Source organism: Coprococcus sp. RTP21204st1_G4_RTP21204_210225 (genome assembly GCF_040915385.1).
Lineage (GTDB): Bacteria > Bacillota > Clostridia > Lachnospirales > Lachnospiraceae > Allocoprococcus > Allocoprococcus comes.
In genome coordinates, this window is the sequence record NZ_JBCPDP010000002.1 from 208,203 (window position 1) to 232,391 (window position 24,189).

General features: G+C 45.3%; 21 protein-coding genes. 20 read left to right on the forward strand and 1 reads right to left on the reverse strand.

What is annotated here, in order from left to right:
* The first annotated feature begins 40 nt into the window (after window positions 1-40).
* Window positions 41-1,060, forward strand: a complete 1,020-nt coding sequence (gene ilvC / locus AB5213_RS02710) for a ketol-acid reductoisomerase (protein WP_008369340.1) — start codon at window positions 41-43, stop codon at window positions 1,058-1,060.
* Window positions 1,061-1,630: 570 nt separating this feature from the next.
* Entirely contained in the window at window positions 1,631-2,272 is a 642-nt protein-coding gene (locus tag AB5213_RS02715) for an orotate phosphoribosyltransferase (RefSeq protein ID WP_008369334.1), read from the forward strand.
* A 149-nt stretch (window positions 2,273-2,421) separates the two neighbouring features.
* Here the strand turns inward: AB5213_RS02715 and rpsT are convergent, their stop codons facing one another.
* A complete protein-coding gene (gene rpsT, locus AB5213_RS02720; RefSeq protein WP_173688486.1) occupies window positions 2,422-2,685 on the reverse strand; it encodes a 30S ribosomal protein S20 in 264 nt (87 codons plus the stop codon).
* A gap of 193 nt (window positions 2,686-2,878) precedes the next feature.
* Here rpsT and gpr point away from each other — a divergent pair, with 193 nt between their 5' ends.
* From gpr to AB5213_RS02810, 18 genes are all read left to right on the forward strand, one after another.
* Window positions 2,879-3,841, forward strand: a complete 963-nt coding sequence (gene gpr, locus AB5213_RS02725) for a GPR endopeptidase (protein WP_117823782.1) — start codon at window positions 2,879-2,881, stop codon at window positions 3,839-3,841.
* A 119-nt stretch (window positions 3,842-3,960) separates the two neighbouring features.
* Complete coding sequence (locus AB5213_RS02730) at window positions 3,961-5,139, forward strand: stage II sporulation protein P (RefSeq protein ID WP_022220262.1); 1,179 nt, start codon at window positions 3,961-3,963, stop codon at window positions 5,137-5,139.
* A 228-nt stretch (window positions 5,140-5,367) separates the two neighbouring features.
* Window positions 5,368-7,287 carry a type IIA DNA topoisomerase subunit B gene (locus AB5213_RS02735; protein ID WP_368276285.1) on the forward strand — a complete coding sequence of 640 codons (1,920 nt, stop codon included), beginning with the start codon at window positions 5,368-5,370 and terminating at the stop codon, window positions 7,285-7,287.
* Between the two features lie 80 nt (window positions 7,288-7,367).
* Window positions 7,368-9,608, forward strand: coding sequence for a DNA topoisomerase (ATP-hydrolyzing) subunit A (locus AB5213_RS02740; protein WP_008369323.1), 2,241 nt, complete (start codon window positions 7,368-7,370; stop codon window positions 9,606-9,608).
* 9 nt (window positions 9,609-9,617) lie between these two features.
* The gene (locus tag AB5213_RS02745) at window positions 9,618-11,369 is read left to right on the forward strand and encodes an Hsp70 family protein (protein ID WP_368276286.1); all 1,752 of its coding nucleotides are present in this window, start codon (window positions 9,618-9,620) and stop codon (window positions 11,367-11,369) included.
* Window positions 11,369-12,358, forward strand: a complete 990-nt coding sequence (locus AB5213_RS02750; RefSeq protein ID WP_368276287.1) for a DnaJ domain-containing protein — start codon at window positions 11,369-11,371, stop codon at window positions 12,356-12,358. The genes AB5213_RS02745 and AB5213_RS02750 overlap by 1 nt, the downstream gene beginning before the upstream one ends.
* A gap of 12 nt (window positions 12,359-12,370) precedes the next feature.
* Complete coding sequence (locus tag AB5213_RS02755; RefSeq protein WP_368276288.1) at window positions 12,371-12,931, forward strand: hypothetical protein; 561 nt, start codon at window positions 12,371-12,373, stop codon at window positions 12,929-12,931.
* Between the two features lie 129 nt (window positions 12,932-13,060).
* Window positions 13,061-13,528, forward strand: coding sequence for a ribosome maturation factor RimP (rimP, locus tag AB5213_RS02760; protein ID WP_008369315.1), 468 nt, complete (start codon window positions 13,061-13,063; stop codon window positions 13,526-13,528).
* Between the two features lie 19 nt (window positions 13,529-13,547).
* Entirely contained in the window at window positions 13,548-14,729 is a 1,182-nt protein-coding gene (nusA, locus tag AB5213_RS02765) for a transcription termination factor NusA (protein ID WP_195412942.1), read from the forward strand.
* Window positions 14,730-14,743: 14 nt separating this feature from the next.
* Window positions 14,744-15,022 (forward strand): RNase P modulator RnpM, encoded by a 279-nt coding sequence (locus AB5213_RS02770; protein ID WP_117556499.1) that lies wholly within the window; start codon window positions 14,744-14,746, stop codon window positions 15,020-15,022.
* The gene (locus AB5213_RS02775; RefSeq protein WP_243034348.1) at window positions 15,009-15,323 is read left to right on the forward strand and encodes a ribosomal L7Ae/L30e/S12e/Gadd45 family protein; all 315 of its coding nucleotides are present in this window, start codon (window positions 15,009-15,011) and stop codon (window positions 15,321-15,323) included. Before AB5213_RS02770 ends, AB5213_RS02775 begins: the two co-directional genes overlap by 14 nt.
* 27 nt (window positions 15,324-15,350) lie before the next feature.
* Window positions 15,351-17,978, forward strand: coding sequence for a translation initiation factor IF-2 (gene infB / locus AB5213_RS02780; RefSeq protein WP_215633710.1), 2,628 nt, complete (start codon window positions 15,351-15,353; stop codon window positions 17,976-17,978).
* A 13-nt stretch (window positions 17,979-17,991) separates the two neighbouring features.
* Window positions 17,992-18,363, forward strand: a complete 372-nt coding sequence (gene rbfA / locus AB5213_RS02785; RefSeq protein ID WP_008369305.1) for a 30S ribosome-binding factor RbfA — start codon at window positions 17,992-17,994, stop codon at window positions 18,361-18,363.
* A 1-nt stretch (window position 18,364) separates the two neighbouring features.
* Window positions 18,365-19,327: a bifunctional oligoribonuclease/PAP phosphatase NrnA gene (locus tag AB5213_RS02790; protein ID WP_211133456.1), complete on the forward strand. Its 963-nt coding sequence runs from the start codon at window positions 18,365-18,367 to the stop codon at window positions 19,325-19,327.
* Window positions 19,324-20,250, forward strand: coding sequence for a tRNA pseudouridine(55) synthase TruB (gene truB, locus AB5213_RS02795; protein ID WP_055260760.1), 927 nt, complete (start codon window positions 19,324-19,326; stop codon window positions 20,248-20,250). The genes AB5213_RS02790 and truB overlap by 4 nt, the downstream gene beginning before the upstream one ends.
* 16 nt (window positions 20,251-20,266) lie before the next feature.
* On the forward strand, window positions 20,267-21,199 hold the full coding sequence (locus tag AB5213_RS02800) for a bifunctional riboflavin kinase/FAD synthetase (protein WP_055247055.1): 933 nt from the start codon (window positions 20,267-20,269) through the stop codon (window positions 21,197-21,199).
* A 220-nt stretch (window positions 21,200-21,419) separates the two neighbouring features.
* Entirely contained in the window at window positions 21,420-21,686 is a 267-nt protein-coding gene (gene rpsO / locus AB5213_RS02805; RefSeq protein WP_008369295.1) for a 30S ribosomal protein S15, read from the forward strand.
* A 329-nt stretch (window positions 21,687-22,015) separates the two neighbouring features.
* Entirely contained in the window at window positions 22,016-24,103 is a 2,088-nt protein-coding gene (locus AB5213_RS02810; RefSeq protein ID WP_008369294.1) for a polyribonucleotide nucleotidyltransferase, read from the forward strand.
* Window positions 24,104-24,189 lie beyond the last annotated feature (86 nt).

The following is a 24,189-nucleotide window of genomic DNA, read 5'->3' on the forward strand; positions in this document are numbered from 1 at the left end:
AACTCTATAGAATTCAATAAGTCATAGGAGGAAATAAAAAATGGCAGCAAGAATTTTTTATCAGGAAGACTGTAATTTATCAGTATTAGAAGGACAGACAATCGCTATCATCGGATATGGTAGCCAGGGACATGCACATGCACTGAACCTGAAAGATTCAGGATGCAATGTCATTATCGGTCTCTACGAAGGAAGCAAATCATGGGCAAAAGCAGAAGCTCAGGGATTTGAAGTATATACAGCAGCAGAAGCTGCAAAGAAAGCTGATATCATCATGATCCTTATCAACGATGAACTTCAGGCTGATATGTATAAGAAAGACATCGAACCAAACCTTGAGGAAGGTAACATGCTGATGTTCGCACACGGATTCAACATCCACTTCGGATGCATCACACCTCCGGCATACGTAGATGTAACAATGATCGCTCCAAAAGCACCAGGACATACAGTAAGAAGCGAATATCAGGCAGGAAAAGGAACACCATGTCTGATCGCAGTAGAACAGGATTACACAGGAAAAGCTTGGGACAGAGCACTTGCTTACGGTCTTGCAATCGGTGGAGCAAGAGCAGGACTTCTTGAAACAACATATAGAGTAGAGACAGAAACAGACCTCTTCGGAGAACAGGCTGTACTTTGCGGTGGTGTATGCGCCCTTATGCAGACAGGTTTCGAAACACTTTGCGAAGCAGGATACGATCCAAGAAACGCATACTTCGAATGTATCCATGAAATGAAACTCATCGTAGACCTGATCTACCAGAGCGGATTCGCCGGAATGAGATACTCAATCTCCAACACAGCAGAATACGGTGATTACATCACAGGACCAAAGATCATCACAGAAGATACAAAGAAAGCAATGAAGAAGATCCTCTCAGACATCCAGGACGGAACATTCGCAAAAGAATTCCTTCTCGACATGTCACCGGCAGGACGTCAGGTACACTTCAAAGCAATGAGAAAGAAAGCCGCAGAACATCCATCAGAAGTAGTAGGAGAAGAAATCAGAAAACTCTACAGCTGGAATGGTGAAGATAAACTGATCAATAACTAAGCGATAGGTAACAAGCCGGTCAGCTAAGCGGAAATAGAAGGAGTCCCGGAAAAACATGCTCGCATGCTTTTCCGGGACTCCTTCTATTTCTGCTTAGTTAGTTGGCGCCGCCAACGGTCGAACAAGCTCTGCTTGTGAGACTCTGACCGGCTTGTATGTAAATCATTCGACCCACAAACTCACAACCACACCCAGCGGAATCGCGCTATGCGCCAATTCCGCGTCCCCCCAAAACAAAAGTCCCGTCCTTCCACAACCACCCCCAGCCAAATCGCGCTATGCGCCAGTTTGGAGTCTCCTCAAAACAAAAGTCCCGTCCTTCCACAACCACCCCCAGCCAAATCGCGCTATGCGCCAATTCCGCGTCCCCGCAAAACAAAAGTCCCGTCCTTCCACAAACACATCCCAGCCAAACCGCGCTATGCGCCAGTTTGGCGTCCCCTCTAAACACCCATCCCGTCTCATTCCTCCACCATACTCCCCACAATATACAATATTGCACAACCCATCCCTCTGTGCTATACTAAAACCAGTCAAAACCACCAAAACAACTTAAAGGAGGAACTAGAAATGGATGAAAGACTGGAAGACCTTCGCTCCGCTAAAAACCCAAAGGCGCGAATTAAAATTTTAAAAGGACACTTTGCAACAAGTCATTCCCACATCAACACTTACATCGACATGTCAACGGTCAAATCCCGTCACAACAACGCCCGTGAAACTGCAAAAGTTCTTGCAGCAGCTTACCTTTCTAACACAACGGTAGATACCATCGTTTGCATGGAAGAGACAGAAGTGATCGGAACCTTCCTTGCCGAGCAGCTTGCCGATGAGAACCAGTACTCACTCAGCAAAGGAAACAACATTTCCATTATTACCCCGGAGATGTATCAGGACGGACAGATCCTGTTCCGTGACAACAAACAGAGAATGGTTGAGAACAAACAGGTTCTGATCCTTGCAGCGTCCATCACAACCGGTAAATCTGTCAAACAAGCAATCGAGTCTGTTCTCTACTACGGTGGAAGAGTCTGCGGAATCAGCGCAATTTTCAGTTCAGTCAACAAGATTGCAGGAATGGAAGTCAATACGATCTTCACAAGCAGTGATCTTCCGCATTACAGAGCATATTCTCCGGAAGATTGCCCGAAGTGCAGAGAAGGACAGCGGATCGAAGCTATCGTGAACAGCTACGGTTATTCTAAATTATAAGAGAAAATCAGAAGACAAAAAAAGTCTGTACCGAATACAAGCAGCATTTCAGTACAGACTCTTTTTTGAAAGATTTATGAAAACAAAAAAGACAGCCACTGACGGGATGGCTGCCTTTTTATCATTCATTATTTATCTCGAAACCGGAATTAAGCAATTTCGTTAACAGCTTTTGTTAAACGAGAGATTTTTCTTGCACAAGTATTTTTGTGGTAAACACCCTTGCTTCCTGCTTTGTTGATTACAGAGATTGCTTCTTTTAATGCAGCCTTTGCAGCTTCAACGTCTTTCTTTTCAACAGCAGTTTCAACTTTCTTTACATAAGTTTTCACTTTAGATTTGATTGCTTTATTTCTAGCTGTCTTTGTCTCAGTTACTAAAATTCTCTTTTTTGCGGATTTAATATTAGCCATTTCCGACACCTCCAAATTATCATTTCATAAATTATATAATCATAATATTGAATTCGACGAAAAGTGACACGGAACATCCGTCGAACACACTTATTTATTTTAGGCGAAGAAAGATTGCTTGTCAATACATAATTCCAATTTTTTGCGAAAAACTAAGTGAATAAAACAGAAAATACAGAAATGGGAGAGGACTATGGTTGAAAAGTATAATATCAGGACGGATCTGGCGCTGGAAGAGAAGGAACGGTTTGAATCTGATCATGTTGAGGTCCAGGGTGTGATCTTGACGGAAGAGTATGATGAGGAAAATGAGATCCGCATCACGACCGTGAGGATTGAGACCGAAAACGGAGCAAAAGTGATGGGGAAACCGGTTGGCAGCTATATCACGATCGAGGCACCGGAAATGGCAGTTCCCGATGAAGGATATCATGAGGAGATTTCACAGCAGCTCCGGAAATTCATTGGAGAACTGCTTCCTAAAAGAAAGATGGAAAAGATCCTGGTGGTCGGTCTTGGCAACCGCCAGGTGACACCGGATGCACTTGGTCCTTATGTGGTAGACAACCTGCATATCACAAGGCATATCATTGAGGAGTACGGAAAGTATGCAACAGGGGAAGATGAGGTCTGGTCGGTCAGCGCGATCGTGCCGGGGGTTATGGGGCAGACCGGAATGGAGACTGTGGAGGTGATCCGGGGGGTGGTGGCAGAGACAAAACCGGATATCCTTCTGGTGATCGATGCGTTGGCAGCGAGAAATTCAAAAAGGCTGAACCGGACGATCCAGATTGCGGATACGGGAATCAATCCGGGATCCGGGGTGGGAAATCACCGAAATGCAATTACGGAAAAGACAGTCGGGATCCCGGTGATTGCAATCGGTGTGCCGACTGTAGTGGATGCGGCAACCATTGTAGGCGATACGATGGATAATCTGCTTAGTGCAGTGGAAGTATCTGAATCTTTAAAAGGCATGGCAAGTGTGATCAAAGGATACAGTCCGGCAGAAAAATATGAGCTGATCAAAGAACTGATCGCGCCACATTTAAATGGAATGTTTGTAACACCAAAAGATATTGATGAGACCGTCAGGCGAATCAGTTATACGATTTCGGAGGCACTGAATATGCTTTTTGCAGCTTCAGCGACATAATCAGGCAGTGAGCTGCATATATTATGTCAATATGACACAAAAGGTCCGGGGCAGGATCCAGTCTAGAAAGATATGGTTTTGCTACAGTGATCTTCAGAAACTGGCAGGGAGGCGCGCAGATGAAAAAAGAACAGAGAATTTGTGTGCTTCTTGCCATTATGATTTTGGGAATCTGGGGACTGGAAGCAAAAAGCAGCGGTTCACTGATCCCGAAGTCCTGGAAGATCAGAATGATCCAGAGCGTTCAGGAGAATGCGGAGCGGCTTTATATGCCGGGAGTTACATATACGGAAAAAAAACAAGGGGAAATCCGGGTGACGGAGGCTGTTGTCCACATGGCATCTGCCCTGATTCCTCTTGGCAATTATGTGACTGAACGGGAGGCGGCAGAGCTTCTGACAGAAGATGAGGCTACCTATGCGATTCTTGCAAAAAAGCAGGCAGAAGAAGAAAATTCGGTGGATGAAAATGGACAGCTTATCGGGAAAGATAAAAGTGAAGAGACAAGGCAGGCGTCCGTACCGACGATGGATCTTTCGATGGAGCGGCTAAATGATTTTGAATATCTTGTGAGCAATTTTTATACGGTGGACAGCGTGACTTATATCAATCCTTCGGAGTTGAACGCTTCGGAGCTGCTTGGAAAGGATTTGAGGATCGATCTGAGTACGGGCGGTTCGAAAATCCTGATCTATCACACCCATTCCCAGGAGACATTTGCAGATTCGGACAATGATCCGTCCACCTCAATTGTAGGGATCGGGCGTTATCTGACGGAGATTTTAAATAACAAATACAAGATTCCGACCATGCATCATGAGGGTGTATATGATCTGATCAATGGGAAACTGGACCGGAGCGAGGCCTATGAATTTGCCAAACCTGAGGTGGAACAGATCCTTGCGGAAAATCCGAGTATCGAAGTGGTGATCGATCTGCATAGAGACGGCGTGGCGGATACTACGCATCTGGTGACAGAGATAAATGGGAAACCGACGGCACAGATCATGTTTTTTAACGGACTTAGCCGGACGCGGGTAAACGGAGACCTTGCCGGAATGGCCAATCCATATTTGCAGGATAATCTTGCATTTTCCCTGCAGATGAAGATTGCGGCAGAAACAAAATATCCGGGATTTGCAAGGAGAAACTATCTTCGCGGCTATAAATACAATATGGATCTGATGCCGCGGATGCTTCTTATTGAGGCGGGCGCGCAGACCAACACGGTAGAGGAAATGCGAAATGCTATGGAGGTGCTGGCAGACCTTTTAAATAGTGTGCTGACCGGACGATAGAGGGAGTATTCTTATGACAGAATGGAAACTACAGAAGTTTAATGATATAAAATATGTTATAATGGCAGGGAAGGTCAATTTGGCTTGACAAGAGGATTGAAATTGAGATAGAATTTTTCTTACTGAATTGAAGAAACAGATCAGGGAATCCGGGAAATTGTAAGGAGGCTGCTGCCGCAGGATTTTACCTGGATATTTTAGGATAGATCATAAGAGGAGAGAAAGAAAATGGCAAAAAAGACTACATATGACGCGGAGAGTATTACCATTCTGGAAGGACTTGAAGCCGTCCGGAAAAGACCGGGAATGTATATTGGAAGCGTCAGTACCAAGGGGCTTAACCACCTGGTGTACGAAATTGTAGATAATGCGGTAGATGAGCATCTGGCAGGATTTTGTTCACAGATAGAGGTGACACTGGAAAAGGACGGTTCTGCAACGGTAACAGATAATGGACGCGGTGTGCCGGTAGGTATGCATGCAAAAGGAGTATCGGCGGCCAGAATCGTATATACCACCCTACATGCGGGAGGTAAGTTCGATGATTCGGCATACAAGACAAGTGGCGGTCTGCACGGAGTAGGTTCTTCGGTTGTTAATGCACTATCTACTTATATGGATGTAAAGATCAGTCGTGACGGTGCGGTCCACCACGACCGTTATGAGAGAGGAATTCCGGTGGTAGAATTGGAGGATGGGCTTCTTCCGGTGATCGGAAAGACCAAAAAGACCGGAACCTGTGTCAATTTTCTTCCGGATCCGACAATTTTCGAGAAGACGAGATTTAAAGAGGAAGAGATCAAGAGCCGACTGCATGAGACAGCCTACCTGAATCCGGAACTGACGATTATATTTACAGATAAAAGAAAGACACAGGAAGAGAGGATCGAGTATCATGAACCGGATGGGATCATTGGATTTATCAAGGATCTGAATTCCAAAAAAGAAGTGATCCACTATCCGGTTTACTATAAAGGAGAAGCAGAAGGTATCGAAGTGGAAGTTGCATTCCAGTATGTGAATGAATTTCATGAAAATGTATTAGGTTTCTGCAACAATATTTATAATGCGGAAGGGGGAACTCATCTGACCGGGTTCAAGACGACATTTACGACGATCATGAACCAGTATGCCCGTGAAATTGGTGTGTTAAAGGATAAGGATGCCAACTTTACCGGTGCGGATGTACGGAACGGAATGACGGCGATCGTATCGATCAAGCACCCGGATCCGAGATTTGAGGGACAGACCAAGACAAAGCTGGACAACCAGGATGCGGCAAAAGCGACCGGAAAGGTGACCAGTGATGAGATCCCGCGTTTCTTTGACCGGAATCTGGAGACACTGAAAAAGGTTCTTTCCTGTGCGGAAAAAGCAGCAAAGATCCGTAAGACCGAGGAAAAGGCAAAGACGAATCTTCTGACCAGGCAGAAATATTCTTTTGACAGTAACGGTAAGCTTGCCAACTGTGAGAGCAGGGATGCATCCAAATGTGAAATCTTCATCGTTGAGGGAGATTCTGCGGGAGGAAGCGCAAAGACTGCCCGCGACAGAATGTATCAGGCAATCCTGCCGATCCGTGGAAAGATCCTGAACGTGGAAAAAGCAAGCATCGATAAGGTTCTGGCAAATGCCGAGATCAAGACCATGATCAATGCATTCGGATGTGGATTTTCAGAGGGATACGGTAATGACTTTGATATCACAAAGCTGCGGTATGACAAGATTATCATCATGGCGGATGCGGATGTGGATGGAGCGCATATTTCCACACTGTTGCTGACCTTATTCTACCGGTTTATGCCGGAACTGATATACGAAGGTCATGTCTACGTGGCAATGCCGCCGCTTTATAAGGCAATGCCGAAAAAGGGAGAAGAAGAGTACCTTTACGATGATAAGGCACTGGAGAGATATAGAAAGACACATTCCGACTTTACCCTGCAGCGATACAAAGGTCTGGGTGAAATGGATGCAGAGCAGCTCTGGGAGACAACCCTCAACCCGGAAACTCGAATGATGAAACGGATCGAGATCGAGGATGCACGTATGGCATCCGGTGTAACAGAGATGTTGATGGGAACAGAAGTTCCGCCGCGCCGCGCATTTATTTATGAAAATGCGACAGAGGCAGAACTGGATATTTAAAAACAGATCGGAAAGGCATGGATTTTCAAAAGGGGAAAGTCTGTGCATCAGAAAACATAAACTAGAAGAGGTAAGAGAAAATGGAAGAGTCACAGATCATCCGGACGGAATATTCGGAGCTGATGAAAAAATCATATATTGACTATGCCATGAGTGTTATCATTTCCAGAGCCCTCCCGGATGTCAGGGATGGTTTGAAACCGGTACAGAGAAGAACACTCTATGACATGTATGAGCTGGGAATCCGTTATGACAGACCATACCGTAAATGCGCGCGTATTGTCGGGGATACCATGGGTAAATATCATCCACATGGAGACAGCTCGATCTATGAAGCGTTGGTTGTTATGGCACAGGAATTCAAAAAAGGAATGATCCTGGTAGATGGTCATGGAAACTTCGGCTCCATTGAAGGAGACGGGGCTGCAGCCATGCGTTATACTGAAGCAAGACTGGCGAAAATCACACAGGAGGCATATCTTGCCGATCTGGACAAAGATATCATTGATTTTGTACCGAATTTTGATGAGACAGAAAAAGAGCCGGCAGTTCTTCCGGTAAGAATTCCGAACCTTCTGCTGAACGGTGCGGAAGGAATCGCAGTTGGTATGGCAACCAGTATTCCGACACATAACCTGGGTGAGATTGTGGATGCGGTTAAGGCATACATGAAGAACAATGACATCACGACAAAACAGCTGATGAAGTACATCAAAGGACCGGATTTCCCGACAGGCGGGATTGTCGTCAATAAAGATGATCTGGCAGAAATTTATGAGACTGGAACCGGAAAGATCAAGATTCGTGGAAAAGTAGATGTGGAAGAGATAAAAGGCGGACGGAAGAAGATCGTCATTTCCGAAATCCCGTACACCATGATCGGAGCCGGAATCGGTAAATTTCTGAACGATGTCTGCAATCTGGTGGAGACAAAGAAGACCAGTGACATCGTAGACATTTCCAATCAGTCTTCCAAGGAAGGAATCCGTATTGTAATTGAAGTGAAGCGTGATGCAGATGTGGACAATCTGATCAACATGCTTTATAAAAAGACCAGACTGGAGGATACCTTTGGTGTCAATATGCTTGCGGTAGCCGATGGCAGACCGGAAGTACTGGGACTCAAACGTATCATCGAACATCATGTAGATTTCCAGTTTGAACTTGCAACCAGAAAATACAAGACGCTGCTGAAAAAAGAGCAGGATAAAAAAGAAATCCAGGAGGGTCTGATCAAGGCGTGTGACGTGATCGACCTGATCATTGAGATCTTGCGTGGAAGCTCGTCCATCAGGGATGCAAAAGAATGTCTGACAACAGGTGCGACAGAGAAGATCAAGTTTAAGTCGAAAAGATCTGAGAAGATGGCATCCATGCTCCGGTTTACCGACCGGCAGGCACAGGCAATTCTGGAGATGCGTCTGTACAAGCTGATCGGTCTGGAAATCGAGGCGCTGATGAAGGAGCATGAGACAACGCTTGCAAATATTGCAAAATATGAGGATATTCTGAATAATTATGATTCTATGGCGCAGGTGATCATTGATGATCTGGATGCGCTGAAAAAAGAATATGCCGTGAAGCGTAAAACGAAGATCGAGAATGCAGAAGAAGCTGTGTTTGAGGAAAATAAAGTACAGGAGCAGGAGGTTGTCCTTCTGATGGACCGCTTTGGTTATGCAAAGACGGTGGATGGATCCGTCTATGAACGTAACCGGGAAGCGGCAGATAAGGAGAATAAGTATATTCTGCGCTGTATGAATACCGGCAAGTTGTGTCTTTTTACATCGGATGGTAAGATGCATCAGATCAAAGTGATGGATCTCCCTTATGGAAAATTCAGGGACAAAGGATTTCCAATCGACAATGTAAGTAATTTTGACAGTACAAAAGAAGAAATCGTATATCTGTGTGATGACAGAGAACTCTTTTTCTCAAAATTCCTGTTTGTCACGAAGCAGGGAATGATCAAAAAGGTGGCAGGAAGTGAATTCCAGGTAACTAAGCGGACAATTGCGGCAACGAAACTGCAGGATGAAGATGCACTGGTAAGTATCCGGCCGATCCGGGATGTGCAGGATGTAGTTCTGATGACGGAGAATGGATTTGTGCTCCGTTTCCCGGCGGAAGAAGTTTCGGAGAAGAAAAAGGGTGCAGTTGGTGTGCGCGGTATGAAATTACAGAAAAATGACAGTGTGGAAGAGGTATATCTGTTTGAAGAAGGAACGGAGAGCAAGGTGATCTTCCATGAAAAAGAAGTGACACTGAACCGTTTGAAACGGGCGAAAAGAGATGGAACAGGAACACGAATGAGAAAGTAGGTCGGTCATATGGCAACGGTAGGAATTGATCTTGGAACAACAAACAGTCTGGTAAGCGTGTGGCAGGATGATAAATGCACGTTGATTCCAAATAATCTGGGAGAATATTTAACACCGTCGGTAGTAGGAATTGATGAGAACGGTGAGATGCTGGTAGGGAGAACGGCGAAAGAGCGTCTGATCTCCCATCCGGAAAGTACAGTGGCAAGTTTCAAGCGTTTTATGGGGACAGAGAAGACATTTATGCTTGGAAACAGGCGGTTTACAGCGGCAGATCTGTCGTCCATGGTCCTGCGGCAGCTGAAAGAAGATGCGGAAAAATACCTGGGTGAGCCGGTTGAAGAGGCAGTCATCAGTGTCCCGGCGTATTTTAATGATTTTCAGAGAAATGCGACGAAGATGGCAGGAGAGCTTGCCGGACTTACTGTGGAGCGTCTGGTCAATGAGCCGTCGGCGGCAGCACTTGCCTATCGCTTTGGAAAGACTAAGGAGGATCAGACCTTTCTGGTGTTTGATTTTGGCGGAGGAACTCTGGATATCTCGATCGTAGATGCATTTGACAGTGTGATCGAGATTGTGGCAGTTGCCGGAGACAATCATCTCGGTGGGGATGATGTGAACCGTGCAATTGCGGAAAAATTCCTAAGTGTCAATCGGATTGATGAAGGAAAGATCACTAATGAAGAAAGAGCCAGCCTGATCCGGGAGAGTGAGAAGCTGAAACGTACACTGACTGATGCGCCGGAGGGCGAGATGGAGGTTGTGATCGGCGGACAGATTTACCAGATGAAACTGGATGCGAAAGGACTTCTGGAGGTGTCTGCAAAGCTGCTGGAAGGAATCGGGATTCCGCTGAAACGGGCGATGAACGACAGTGGTTATGGATGGGAGGATATTGACGAGATCATTATGATCGGTGGATCCGGTAAGATGAAGATCGTGCAGAATTATCTGCAGTTTTTGAGTGGTAAAAGACCGCGGTGTGAGATCGATCCGGATGTTGCGGTTGCGGTCGGCGCCGGAATGTATGCCGGAATCAAGGAGCGGCAGCAGGCAGTGCGGGATGTACTTCTTACAGACATCTGTCCGTTTACACTTGGAACCGAGATCATTCACGGAGATACCAAGGGACCGGCGATCATGTCTCCGATCATTGAGCGAAATTCGGTTCTTCCGATCAGCCGGGTGGAGCGATACTGGACGGTACATCAGTTCCAGGAATACTGTGATATCACGATTTTACAGGGCGAGCACCGCTATGCAGACCAGAATCTGGAGCTCGGGCGGATCCGTGTGCCGGTGCCGCTGGCAAGAAGAGAGGATCAGAGGGAAGCGGTGGATGTCCGATTTACCTATGACATTAACGGAATTCTGGAAGTGGATGTGACCGTGGTGAGCACCAAGGAGCATTTCAGTAAGGTGATCGTCAACAAAAATATCCATCTGACACCAGAGCAGATTGAGGAAAGAAGAAAAGAGCTGCAGAAGATTAAGATCCACCCAAGAGAGCAGGAAAAGAACCGGCTTCTGATGGAGAGAGGAGACCGTCTTTACGAAGAAAACACCGGAGAAATCCGAAAATATCTGGACAAGATCCTGGCAGATTTTTCAGTTGCATTAAATGCACAGGATCTGCGGACGATCGAGAAGGCGTATATAAGGACAAGTGAGCTTCTGGATATTGTGGAGAATACACCGAAGAGATCGGTGCCGGTCAAGATAGAAGCTTATCTGTATGATGAGTGGAGGAGGCAGCAGTGATGAACTGTTTTACGGTACTTGGGATTGAACCAACAACGGAAAAGAAAACGATAAAGCGGGCGTATGCGGCGAAGTCCCGGGAGTTCCACCCGGAAGAACACCCGGAGGAATTCCAGAGGATCCACGATGCCTATGAAGAGGCGCTTGCGTGGGCGGAGCGCAATGCGGGAAGAGGGGAAGAGCCACAGATGCCGGAAGAGCCGCGGCGGATGGAGATGGGAGCAGCGGAGCAGGAAAAAGTAGCGGAATCTGAAACATGGAATTATGCAGAGCCGGAGAGAAACCCGGAAGAGGCTTACATGGAAAATCCTCAGAAAGAAGATGTACAGTCAGAAGAATCTTCTGCGCAGTATGAAGAACTTCCTGTGCATTCTGACGAAGATTCTGAGGAAAGTTTCCGGGAAGAAGAGGCAGGAGAGCCACCTGTACAGTTAGAGGAAGATTTCCAGACATGGGACGGTGACTGGACCCGTCAGTTCCAGAATATGGCGGATGCTTCTGAGCGACAAGGCGCGGATGACCGTGAGGTCCGGAAAATCATGGAGCAGTGCATCAGTCTGTATTTGAATGAAAAGGAACGGAATAAGCTGTATCATTGGAAGGATATTCTGGAGGAACCGGCGTATAGAGAATATTTCCGAACAAAAACCTTTGTGGAATCCTGGTATCATTTTCTGGACACCCACCGGATGTTTGATGCGGCGATCTGGCAGTATTTTCAGTGGATCGATGGAAAATTATTTTCAGCTCTTGAAGCAGATGTGATGCCGTTTGCCTATCCGACACAAGAAGAAATCGAAAGAATGCCGCGGCAGGAGACACCGGAACAGACGCAGGAGAGGCGAACACCGGAGCCTGGTCCGGCACTTCCAAAGGTGAAAAAGGAGAAATCCAAAGCGGTGAAGGTACTCTTATATCTTGCGGCGCTTGCGGGAACCGGGATCGGCGGAATGATCCTTGGAATTATAGCAGGTACGATATTAGGGTAAGGAGGACGGAAGATGAAAAAGAAAAAATCCGGAAAAAGAATTTTTGCAATCGTTCTTCTTGTTGTGATTGGAATTGGCGGTTTTTACTTTGGATATGATATCGGAAGAATGGATCACGATGAGGAAAGGATTCGGGCAGAGCTGAAAAAGACGACTGCTGATTCAGAAATATCTATCCGCTCGGTTGCAAAGGGTGGTACTGGAAAAACGGAGATCGAAATCCTGACAGAATGTCTGGAGGATGCGAAGGACAGCCTGGAGAATCTGGAAAAATATAATGAACAGCTGCAGGCACTCGATGGAAAGACACCGGATACAGAAACCGTTGTTTTGATACAGGATCTGGATGATAAGAACGAAAAAGCATATGAAGTACTGAAAGATCTTACGGAAGACCCGGCGGGATACATCGCAGAAAAAGCGGCGGCGCGTGGCGAAGGTGATGAAGTCTGGGCAGATGACTGGGCAGCAGATATCCAGGTTGTAAAATGGCTGAAGGAGAACGACGGAAAGCGTCTTTACAAAGAGAATCAGGCATATATTTTAAAAATCCTTGCATTTCAGGAAAAGTAGTGCTATACTGTATGCAGTTACATAAGAAATCTGGCAGAAGAGTGGACGAAAGTTCACTCTTCTTTTTGCCAGTCATACAACCAAAATCGGACAGATTTTTGGAGCCTGATTAAGAAAGGAAGTTGCAGATTGTCAAAAAAAGAAGTATATGAACAGAAAACAGAAGAGATTCTGAACCCAATCGTGGAAAAGCATGGATTTGATCTCTGGGATGTAGAATATGTAAAAGAGGGCGGAAACTGGTACCTGCGTGCTTATATTGATAAGCCGGGAGGAATTATGGTCGATGACTGTGAGGTTGTAAGCCGGGAACTTTCAGACATTCTGGATGAGAAGGATTTTATCGATGAAGCGTATATTCTGGAAGTGAGTTCGCCGGGACTTGGCAGACCGCTGAAGAAAGAAAAAGACTTTGCAAGAAGCCTGGGAGAAGAAGTAGAGGTTCGTACTTACCGGGCAATCGACAGACAGAAAGAGTTTATTGGAATCTTAAAAGATTATGATAAAGATACAGTTACCATTGAATATGAAGACGGCGAAACGATGACATTTGATAAAGCAGACATCGCACTGATCCGTCTGGCGTTCGATTTCTAGTGACAGGAGGAAGAAGGAAATGAATACCGAATTATTAGAAGCACTTACAATTCTTGAAGAGGAAAAAGATATCAGCAGAGATACTCTGATGGATGCCATTGAGAATTCACTGATCAATGCATGTAAGAATCATTTCGGAAAAGCAGACAATATCAAAGTAATTATGGATAAGGAGACATGCGATTACACTCTGATCCAGGAGAAGACCGTTGTAGAAGAAGTAGAGGACAAAGTAGAACAGATCAGTCTTGCAGATGCGAAGATGATCGATCCTTCTTATGAGATCGGTGACATCGTACAGATCCCGGTTGAGTCCAAATCTTTCGGACGTATCGCGACACAGAATGCAAAGAACCTGATTCTTCAGAAGATCCGCGAAGAAGAAAGAAAAGTTGTATATGATCAGTACTTTGAAAAAGAAAAAGATATCGTGACAGGTGTGGTTCAGAGATATATTGGCAAGAATGTCAGTGTAAACCTTGGAAAAGCAGATGCGATCCTTACTGAGAATGAGCAGGTAAAAGGTGAGAAATTCGAGCCGACAGAGCGTATCAAACTTTACGTTGTAGAGGTGAAGAACACGACAAAAGGACCAAAGATCCTTGTATCAAGAACACATCCGGAACTGGTTAAGCGTCTTTTTGAGGCGGAAGTAACCGAGGTGCGTGATGGTATTGTAGAGATCAAGAGCATTGCAAGAGAAGCAGGTTCCCGTACCAAGATCGCAGTATGGTCTAACGACCCGGATGTAGATCCGGTTGGAGCATGCGTTGGTATGAACGGTGCCAGAGTCGGAGCCGTTGTAAATGAACTCCGCGGTGAAAAGATTGATATCATCAACTGGAGTGATAACCCGGCAATCCTGATCGAGAATGCACTCAGCCCGGCGAAGGTTATTTCTGTAATGGCTGATCCGGATGAGAGAACAGCAAGTGTAATTGTACCGGATTACCAGCTTTCACTTGCAATCGGTAAAGAAGGTCAGAATGCACGTCTTGCAGCAAGACTGACCGGATATAAGATCGATATCAAGAACGAAACACAGGCGATCGAGTCTGGCGAACTTCCGGCAGATTATATGAATATGGCTGAGAATTATGAAGATGATTATCAGGAGGAAGAGTATTCAGACAAAGAATATTCTGCTGATGAAGAATCAGAGGAAGAAGTAGCAGATGATCTTGATCTGTATGAAGAATAGACAGAGGTGATTATTTGAGTACGACCAAAAAGATCCCGATGCGTAAATGCGTGGGATGTCAGGAAATGAAGAATAAAAAAGAAATGCTGCGTGTTCTGAAAACAGCAGAAGGCGAATTCATTTTGGACGCAACCGGACGTAAGAACGGGCGCGGGGCATATCTGTGCTTTTCCGGAAAATGTTTGCAGGAAGCAATAAAGAATAAAGGATTGGAACGTTCTTTCAAACAGGCGATACCAAAAGAGATATACGAAAATCTGGAAAAGGAGCTGGAGCAGCTTGAACATAAATAGAGCATTATCGATGATCAGTCTGGCGACCAAAGCCGGCAAGACAAAGAGCGGGGAATTCATGACAGAAAAAGAAGTCAAAGAAGGACGCGCGCATCTGGTGATTGTGGCAGACGACGCATCGGACAATACAAAAAAGAAATTTCAGAACATGTGTGATTTTTATAAAGTGCCAATATACTTTTTTGAAGATAAAGATACCCTGGGCCATGCGATGGGAAAAGAGTTCCGCGCTTCGCTTGCAGTAACAGATGCAGGGTTTGCAAAAGGAATCAGAAAACATCTGGATATGGAAGAAGGATAATAGGAACTGTATACAGGAGGTAGATTTATGGCAAAATTAAGAGTATATGAACTGGCAGAACAGATGAATAAGACAAACAAAGAAATACTCTCTATATTAAAAGATAAAGGAATTGAGGTGGCAAGTCATATGAGTACACTTTCAGATGAACAGATTGATGCAGTAAAAAGTGAAAAAACTTCTGAAGATACCCCGAAGAAGAAAAATATCGTTCAGGTTTTCAGACCGCAGAACTCACAGGGCGGCGGAAGAGGCCGTAATGGTCAGGGACGCCAGCAGGGCAGTCGAAACGGACAGCGCTCGCAAGGCAATGGAAATGGTCAGGGACGCCCACAGGGCAATGGAAACAGACAGGAACGCCCACAGAATGGTAACAGCCAGGGACGCCCGCAGGGAAATGGCCAGGGACGTCCGCAGAACGGAAACAGACAGGAACGCCCGCAGGGTAATGGAAATGGCCAGGGACGTCCGCAGAACGGAAACAGACAGGATCGTCCGCAGGGAGAAAACCGTGATAACAGACAGCGCAGAAATCCAAACGGACCAAGAAACAGTCAGGATCAGAGACAGGGACGCCCGGGTGATGGAAGAAGAGATGGCGGATTCCAGAACCGCGGAGACAGAAGAGATAATCGAGATAACCGTGATAACAGAGACGGAAGAGAGATGCGTGATGGCGGACGCCGTGACGACAGAAGAAAATCCAGCCCGTCTATTCCGGCACCTGCAATCGCAGAACAGAAACCAAGCCGCAACAAACCAAAAGATGCGCACAAGAAGAAAGAATATAACAGAAATGAAGAGAACGAAGACAGACTGCAGAAAGGCAAAAAGGGCAAAAACAATAACGCTCAGCCGAAAATGGTAAAACCACAGCCGAAGAAAGAGGTTGTGGAGGAGCAGATCAAGCAGATCACAATTCCGGAAGTACTTACAATCCAGGAACTTGCAGATGCAATGAAGATCCAGCCATCTGTAATCGTTAAGAAACTATTCATGCAGGGCAAGATTGTAACAGTCAACCAGGAAATTGATTACGAGACAGCTGAAGAAATCGCTCTGGAATTCGATGTGCTCTGTGAAAAAGAAGAAGTAGTCGATGTGATCGAAGAACTTCTGAAAGAAGACGAAGAAGACGAAAAGAAAATGAAGAAACGTCCGCCGGTAGTCTGCGTTATGGGACACGTTGACCACGGTAAAACCTCTCTTCTTGACAAGATCCGTGATACCCATGTCATCGCAGGAGAAGCAGGTGGAATCACACAGCATATCGGTGCTTCAGTTGTGGAAATCAACGGTGAGAAAATCACCTTCCTCGATACACCGGGACATGAAGCATTTACCGCAATGCGTATGCGTGGTGCAAATTCTACCGATATTGCAATTCTGGTTGTTGCAGCAGATGACGGTGTCATGCCGCAGACTGTAGAAGCGATCAACCATGCAAAGGCAGCAGGGATCGAGATCGTAGTTGCGATCAACAAGATCGACAAGCCAAGTGCCAATATCGACCGTGTAAAACAGGAACTGACCGAATATGAACTGATTCCGGAAGACTGGGGCGGAAGCACCATCTGTGTACCGGTATCTGCTCATACAGGAGAAGGAATCAAAGAGCTTCTGGAAATGGTTCTTCTTACCGCAGAAGTGATGGAACTGAAAGCAAATCCGAACCGCCGCGCAAGAGGTCTTGTAATTGAGGCTGAGCTTGACAAAGGAAAAGGACCGGTTGCAACCGTTCTTGTACAGAAGGGTACACTCCGTGTCGGAGATCCGATCGCAGCAGGTTCTGCATATGGTAAAGTACGTGCCATGATGGATGACCAGGGACGCCGTGTAAAAGAAGCAGGTCCTTCTATGCCGGTTGAGATCCTCGGTCTTAATGATGTGCCGAATGCAGGTGAAGTATTTGTTGGCTGCAAGAATGATAAAGATGCAAGAAGCTTTGCAGAGACATTCATCAGTCAGAACAAGATCAAGAAACTGGAAGAAACCAAGTCCAAGATGTCTCTGGATGATCTGTTCAACCAGATCCAGGAAGGCAACTTAAAAGAACTTGGAATCGTTGTAAAAGCAGACGTACAGGGATCTGTAGAAGCGATCAAGCAGAGCCTTGTCAAACTTTCCAATGAAGAAGTCGTTGTCAAGATCATCCATGGTGGTGTTGGTGCGATCAATGAATCTGACGTTACGCTTGCAGCAGCATCCAATGCGATCATTATCGGATTCAATGTACGTCCGGACGCAACTGCAAAGGAAACGGCAGAACGTGAAGGCGTTGATGTGAGACTGTACCGTGTCATCTACAATGCGATCGAAGACGTTGAAGCAGCCATGAAGGGTATGCTTGAGCCTGTATTTGAAGAAAAGGTACTTGGCCATGCCGAAGTACGTCAGACATTCAAGGCTTCCGGAGTCGGAACAATTGCAGGATCTTATGTCCTTGACGGTACATTTGAACGTGACTGCCAGGCAAGAATCGTTCGTGACGGCGTTGTGATCTATGATGGAAAGCTTGCTTCATTAAAGCGTTTCAAAGATGATGTGAAGGAAGTTAAAGCCGGATATGAATGTGGTTTTGTATTTGAACGTTTCAACGATGTCAAAGAAGGAGACCAGGTAGAAGCATTCAAGATGGTGGAAGTTCCTAGATAAAGAAGGGTAGAAAATGAGAAAAAACAGCATTAAGAATACAAGAGTAAACGCAGAGGTACAGCGTGAACTGAGTACTATTCTGCGTGGAGGGATCAAGGATCCGCGTGTTGCACCGATGACTTCGGTTGTAGCGGTAGAGGTTGCTCCGGATCTTAAAACCTGCAAAGCATATATCAGTGTCCTGGGCGATGAAAAAGCCCAGGCTGATACCCTGAAGGGATTACAGAGCGCAGAAGGCTATATCCGCCGTGAACTTGCTCATACACTGAATATGCGTAACACACCGGAGATCAAGTTCGTACTGGATCAGTCCATTGAATATGGTGTCCGGATGTCAAAGAAAATTGATGATGTAACAAGAGATTTACGGGAAGAGGATGATTAGTATGTTATTAGATGCAATTTCTAAAGCCGGGACGATCGCACTTGGCGGACATGTCCGCCCGGATGGGGACTGTGCAGGTTCCTGTATGGGATTGTATAACTATGTCAGAGAGAATTTTCCTGAAAAAGAGATCGATGTTTATCTGGAAGAGCTTCCGAATACACTGAAGTTCATGAAAAATACAGATAAGATCCGGCATGAAGTGACGGAAGAAAAAACCTATGATCTGTTTATCGCACTGGATTGCGGGGATATGGGAAGACTTGGATTTTCGGCAGTCCTTTTCAAAAAAGCGGCAGTAAGATTCTGTGTAGATCATCATGTGAGCAACCAGAGTTTTGCAGACCAAAACTATATCATGCCAGATGCAAGCTCGACAAGTGAGCTGATCTACGATCTGCTGGATTATGGGAAGATGTCTGTGGAGACTGCCGAGTGCCTTTACACAGGAATGGTGCATGATACCGGTGTGTTCCGTTATTCCTGTACCCATCCGTCGACCATGCGCGCAGCAGCAGCACTGATGGAAAAAGGGATCGATTTTACAAAAATAATTACAGAGACTTTTGATGAAAAGACCTATGCACAGAACCAGATTCTGGGGCGTGCATTGTTGGAAAGCTTTCTTTTTATGGACGGAAGATGTATTGTGTCTTACGTTACAAAAGAAGAGATGGATTTCTACCAGGTAAAAGCGAAACATCTGGATGGAATCGTAAGCCAGCTGAAACTCACAAAAGGTATCGATGTTGCAATTTTTATGTATGAGCTTGAACATGGAACTTTTAAGGTAAGTCTGCGATCCAGTGAAAAGATAGATGTAAGTGTAGTTGCAAGCTATTTTGGCGGCGGCGGACACGCAAGGGCAGCCGGATTCACCATGACTGCCACACCACATGATATCATCAACAATCTGGCAAGAAGACTGGAACTTCAGTTTAACAGTGGGAGCGAAGCGGAATGATACATGGCGTACTGAATGTATATAAAGAAAAAGGCTATACGTCCCATGATGTGGTCGCAAAGCTGCGTGGAATCGTGAAGCAGAAAAAGATCGGGCATACCGGAACCCTTGATCCGGATGCCGAAGGAGTACTTCCGGTCTGCTTTGGGAAAGCAACAAAGCTTTGTGACCTGCTGACAGATAAAGATAAAACCTATCAGGCGGTTCTTCTTCTCGGTCAGGTGACGGATACACAGGATACTTCCGGTCAGGTTCTGGAAAAACATAGCACAGAAGATCTGACCAATGAAAAAGTGGAAAATGTGATCCGCAGCTTTGAGGGAGAATACGATCAGATTCCGCCGATGTATTCGGCACTCAAAGTTAACGGGAAAAAGCTTTATGAGCTTGCCAGAGAGGGCAAAGAAGTAGAGCGGAAAGCACGAAGAATCACGATTCATGAGATCCGGATCCTGGAGATCAATCTTCCGGAGGTAAAACTGGAAGTGACCTGTTCAAAGGGAACGTATATCCGTACACTGTGTCATGATATCGGTCAGAAGCTTGGCTGTGGCGGATGCATGAAAGAGCTTTTGAGAACACGTGTAGAGCGGTTTGGACTTGAAGACAGTATCCGGCTCGGTGAAATTGCACAGCTTCAGAAAGAAGGGATTCTGGAGGAGAAGATCATCGCGATAGATGAAATGTTTCCAACGTATGCACAGGTCGTACTGCCACCAAAAACGGCCGCGGCAGTACGGAACGGGAATAGTTTCAGAAAAAGAGATATTTCACAGGAAACAGCATTAAAGGAGTATGAGAACGATGAGAGAGTCCGCGTGTACGATGAATCGTATCAGTTTATTGCGATTTACTGTTACTGTAGGAAAGACGATCTCTTCAAGATTGTAAAAATGTTTTTTGATGGAAATGAAAAAAAGTAATTAAAGAGGAAAGAACATGGACTATATCAGAGGGCTGGAAGCCTATCAGGATTCCAGAGAGGCAGCAATCACACTCGGCAAATTTGATGGAGTTCACAGAGGACATCAGAAGCTGATCAAAAAAGTATGTCAGCTGAAGGCGAAAAAAGGCGTTCGTTCTGTTGTGTTTGCATTTGATATGAATCCGCTTTATGAAAAGCTTGGAAAATCAAGAGAAGGGATCATGTCCAATGAGGAGCGCAGATGTCTTCTGGACAAGAAAGTAGATGTACTGCTGGAATGCCCGTTTTCCGAAGATGTTACAAGTATGTCGGCAGAGGATTTCATCCGGAAGATCCTGATTGAGAAAATTCATGCCCGGTATATTGTGATCGGAACGGATTTCCACTTTGGGCATGACAAGCGTGGTGATGCAAAAATGCTTGCAGAATATGCCGATGTGTATGGATATGAACTTTTTGTGATTGAAAAAGAGATGTACGGAAAACGGGAGATCAGCAGCAGCTATGTCAGGGAAGAGCTTCGGAAGGGAAATATGGAAGCTGTGAATGATATGCTGGGGTATGCATATACTGTACGGGGAAAAGTAGAGCATGGCAGGCAGCTGGGCAGAAAACTGGGATTTCCGACACTTAATGTACATCCGTCAAGGGATAAACTTCTTCCACCGAACGGAGTTTATCTGGATAGTGTGAGGATTGATGGAATCTGGTACAACGGAATCGGTAATGTCGGGTTTAAGCCAACGGTATCCGATGAGAACCGGATGCTGATCGAGAGCAATCTGCTGGATTACAGTGGTGATGCCTACGGAAAAGAGGTAGAGATCCAGCTTTATCATTTTAAGAGACCGGAGCAGAAGTTTGAATCGATAGAAATGATGAAGGCTCAGATCGATCAGGATATTGCTTACGCAAAAGAATTTTTCCGTTATCATCATAAGAAATAACAGAGCCGGTGAAAAAGCTCCGGAAATGCGGTTATTTACAGGCAGCCTGTGAACAGGAATATGAAAACCTGCCAGATGCGGGAAAGATAAAATCCTTCTTGACAGGATTCGGGGCATATGGTACACTAGGCAAGTATGAAAAACCGATGTTCGGCAGATGGAATCTCCAACCACTGCTTAATATCAGGCAATTAACAGTATATTTAGGAGGTAGTGACAAATGATCACAAAAGAAATGAAAGAACAGATTATCAAAGAATACGGAAGAACAGAAGGAGATACAGGATCTCCGGAAGTACAGGTAGCTCTTCTTACAGCAAGAATCAATGATCTTACAGATCACTTCAAAGCTAATCCGAAGGATCACCACTCAAGAAGAGGACTTCTTAAGATGGTTGGACAGAGAAGAGGACTTCTTGCATACCTTAAGAAGAATGACATTGAAAGATATCGTTCACTGATCGAAAGATTAGGTTTAAGAAAGTAAGACGTATTTTACAGGGAGCGAAAGGCATCAGCTGGATGTCTTCGCTCCCTGTTTGTTTACGCAAACAATGAGCCGAACCGGTACAACATGCATCATCCATGCCAATCAGCATAGTGATTGACATGGGAGTGACCAATAACCGTGTTTTGCCACATTTTAAAGTTAGTTATATAGAATCTTGCAAGAGATGTAAGGATATGATATAATACAAAAGATTGTGGGTAGAGATTGCGTCCGAGACCACTGAAAAGTATATTTTGAGAAGTGTATTTTTCAGTAGTTTCGGAGATTTTACCCGTCAGATAAACAGATAAAAAAGGAGAACATTTATGTACAAAAAGTTTGAAATGGAACTTGCAGGCCGTACACTCCGCGTAGATGTTGGAAGAGTTGCCAAACAGGCGAACGGCGCAGTACTTATGCATTATGGTGATACAGTTGTGCTTTCAACAGCAACTGCATCCGACAAACCAAGAGAAGGAATTGACTTCTTCCCGCTCAGCGTTGAATACAATGAGAAGCTTTATGCAGTAGGAAAGATCCCGGGAGGATTTAACAAGAGAGAAGGAAAGGCATCAGAAAATGCTGTTCTTACCTGCCGTGTGATCGACCGTCCGATGAGACCGCTTTTCCCGAAGGATTACAGAAATGATGTAACTTTGGAGAACCTGGTTCTCTCTGTTGAACAGGACTGCTCACCGGAGCTTACTGCTATGCTTGGATCAGCGATTGCAACTGCTATTTCTGATATCCCGTTCGATGGTCCGACAGCTTCTACCCAGGTAGGACTTGTTGACGGAGAACTGGTATTCAATCCAACTGCAGAGCAGAAAGAAAAGTCTGACCTTGCACTGACTGTTGCATCTACAAGAGAAAAGGTAATCATGATTGAAGCCGGAGCAAATGAAGTGCCGGAAGCTAAGATGCTCGAAGCCATCTTCGCGGCGCATGAAGTGAATCAGAAAGTCATCGCATTCATCGACCAGATCGTTGCAGAATGTGGAAAACCAAAACATGATTATGTAAGCTTTGCAGTACCGGAAGAACTCTTTGAAGCGATTCAGAAGATCGTAACACCGGAAGAGATGGAAGTTGCAGTATTCACAGATGACAAGCAGACAAGAGAAGAAAATATCCGTAAGATCACAGAAAAGCTGGAAGAAGCTTTTGCTGATAACGAAGAATGGCTTGCCAAACTTGGTGAAGCTGTATATCAGTACCAGAAGAAGGTTGTCCGCAAGATGATCCTCAAAGACCACAAGCGTCCGGACGGTCGTGCAATCGAAGAAATCCGTCCACTTGCCGCAGAAATTGACCTGATTCCGAGAGTACATGGTTCTGCTATGTTTACACGTGGACAGACACAGATCTGTACCATCACCACACTGGCTCCGCTTTCAGAAGCACAGAAGGTAGACGGACTGGATGAATCTGAGACATCTAAGAGATATATGCATCACTATAACTTCCCGTCATACTCTGTAGGTGAGACAAGACCTTCCAGAGGACCGGGACGTCGTGAGATCGGACATGGAGCCCTTGCTGAGAGAGCACTGGTACCGGTACTTCCGTCAGAGGAAGAATTCCCGTATGCGATCCGTACCGTATCTGAGACATTTGAATCTAACGGTTCTACTTCTCAGGCAAGTGTATGTGCATCTTCTATGTCACTTATGGCAGCCGGTGTACCAATCAAATCTGCAGTTGCAGGTATCTCATGTGGTCTTGTAACAGGTGCTACTGACGATGATTATCTGGTACTTACAGATATCCAGGGACTGGAAGATTTCTTCGGAGATATGGACTTCAAGGTAGCAGGTACACATAAAGGTATCACAGCGATCCAGATGGATATTAAGATCCACGGACTGACAAGACCGATCATCGAAGAAGCAATTGCACGTACAAGAAAAGCAAGAGTTTACATTCTGGATGAAGTTATGGCTAAGACAATCGCTGAGCCAAGAGCACAGGTTGGCAAGTATGCACCGAAGATCATTCAGATGAATATTGATCCGGCTAAGATCGGTGAAGTTGTAGGTCAGAGAGGAAAGACCATCAACGCAATCATCGAAAAGACAGGCGTTAAGATTGATATCACAGATGAAGGAAGCGTATCTATCTGTGGCGTAGATGCAGACAGCATGGAACAGGCAAGAAAGATGATCGCTACCATCGTAACAGACTTCGAGGCAGGAATGGTTCTTGAAGGTGATGTTGTAAGCATCAAAGAATTCGGCGCATTCATCGAATTTGCACCGGGCAAAGAAGGAATGGTACACATTTCCAAAATCGCTAAGCAGAGAATCGACCATGTAGAAGATGTTCTTTCTATCGGAGATCACGTCAAAGTGGTTTGCCTTGGAAAAGACAAGATGGGACGTTTGAGCTTCAGCATCAAAGATGTTGCAGAATAAAGTTTTATAAAATCAGAAGGACTTTACCAGTATCGGTAGAGTCCTTTTTTAGTTCTATTTTTCTCCTGCCTTCCATATACATTTTT